Annotated in this window: 2 protein-coding genes; both read right to left on the bottom strand. The window is 61.9% G+C overall.

Annotated elements, in window-relative coordinates; translation table 11 throughout:
• Positions 1-702, bottom strand: a 702-nt coding sequence (locus EN884_RS34830) for an NAD(P)-dependent oxidoreductase (RefSeq protein WP_164895384.1), incomplete at its 3' end; no start/stop codon positions are given.
• The gene (locus EN884_RS34825) at positions 689-1573 is read right to left on the bottom strand and encodes an amidohydrolase family protein (RefSeq protein ID WP_063170556.1); all 885 of its coding nucleotides are present in this window, start codon (positions 1571-1573) and stop codon (positions 689-691) included. The genes EN884_RS34830 and EN884_RS34825, both read right to left, overlap by 14 nt.
• Positions 1574-1799: the final 226 nt, after the last annotated feature.

Here is a 1799-nt window from a genome sequence, read left to right as displayed (position 1 = left end):
CGCGAAATCATGTGCGGCGATACGTGGATAGAGCTGTTGCATCAGAACGCCGTCGGCATGGCCGTATTTCACGCATTCAGGCAGCAGCGCAGCATCCATTCCTGCCGCTTCAGCGAGGCGCACGGCTTCGGCCAGAACAGCATAATTCGTGCCGACCACGAGCTGCGCGATCATCTTGGCAACCGAACCCATGCCTGTCTGTCCGACATGGGTGAACTGGCGGCCGATGTCCTGGATCAAGGAACGGATGCGTGCGATCGCCCAATCCGAGCCGCCGGCCATGATCGTCAGTGTGCCTTCGCCTGCCGCCGAGGGACCACCTGAAACCGGAGCGTCGATCCATTCGCATCCCGTGGCCGCTTGGACGCGCCAACCGATGGACCGGCAGAAATCCGGCGACACGGTTGAGAAATCCACCACGATCTGCGGTGACAGCAGAGCATCCGACAGGCCCGCTTGGCCAAACACCACGGTTTCGACTGCCGCCTGCGACGGCAGGTTGAGGAGCACGAGATCCGCGTCCTCGACACAGTCTTTTGGCGACGCAGCGCCGACTGCACCCGAAGCCATAGCCGCAGCTTGCCGGCCGGCATCGGCGTCGAAGACTCGTAGCTTGTAGCCAAGCCCTGCAAGGCGCGCGGCCATGGGTCCGCCCATCAGGCCGACGCCGATATAGGCAAGGCGCGGCTTACCGGATGTCATAGAATTGGACCGCATTGTCGTGGAACAGGCGCTTTTGCGCTTCGGGTCCGAGATCCGCCGTGATCTCCTTGTAGCCACCAAAGATCTTATCGAGCGTGCCGCACACACTGTCGACCGGGAAATTGCTCCCGAACATGCAGCGCTCGACGCCGTAAATCTCGATGATCGACCTCACGATGTCGCGGTTGTTGGCGACCGTCCATGGCTGGCCAGGCAGGCCGATGCCGGAGATCTTCACCGCCACGTTCGGCCGCTTGGCGAATTCGGTCATTGCCGCCTTCCAGCCGGCAATCCCCTCGGCACTGCGATCGGCCGGCAGCCCTGAATGCAGCAGGATGATCTGCGTCTGCGGGAAGCGGTCGGCGAGCGTGCTCGCCTCGTGCAGATGCCACCATGGTGTCTGCAGATCGAACCGCAAACCATAGCTGGACAGCATGGCGAAACCTTCGACCCAATGCGGGTCGACCATGCTGCCTGGAGCGGCTGAGCCGGGCTTGGGATTGGATTTCGGCTTGTGACGCAGGCCGCGTACGAAGTCGAAACCGGCCAGCCGCTCCAGCACCCGGGCGCGGTCGTCCCGGTCGAGCCATGCCTGGCCGACAGCGACGTTAGGCCACCCCGTCTCACGACGAAGGGAGGCGATATAATCCATCTCGCCGATTGGATCACTCGGATCCCACTCGGCTTCGATATAGACCGTCTTGACAACGTGGTGACCGGCAGCGTCCCGCATGTAATCGGCCGGCAGATACGGCCGGCATATCGAGGAGTAGTCGCCATAGCGGAATGGGATCAGCGGCCGATCGTTGAGCCACGGATAATAGTTCTGCTCGGGATTCCAGAAGTGGACGTGAGCATCCACCATCGGCATATCAGTCACGTCTGTCTCCTCTCCGTCTCGGGACGACCCGTGTCAGATTGGATGCCAGCTCCTCTTCCGGCATCCGCAGTCGTCGCCGCGATTTATCGCGATTTATTCAGCGGCGGCCGCATAGGGGACGTTGCGCCCGCCATAGCGACGGACACGAACGTTTGCCTGCTCGGCATGGCCGGCGAATCCTTCAAGTATGCAAAGGCGCGAACAGTATTCTCCGATC

It is taken from the genome of Mesorhizobium sp. M7A.F.Ca.AU.001.01.1.1, assembly GCF_004022735.1.
Classification (GTDB): Bacteria; Pseudomonadota; Alphaproteobacteria; order Rhizobiales; family Rhizobiaceae; genus Mesorhizobium; species Mesorhizobium ciceri.
Note: the sequence above shows the minus strand (reverse complement) of the source record. Positions and strands in the feature narration are given on the sequence as shown.

Coding starts and splice junctions, on each gene's coding strand:
- EN884_RS34825 (WP_063170556.1), bottom strand. CDS start 1,573: ATGCCGATGGTGGATGCTCACGTCCACTTCTGGAATCCCGAGCAGAAC.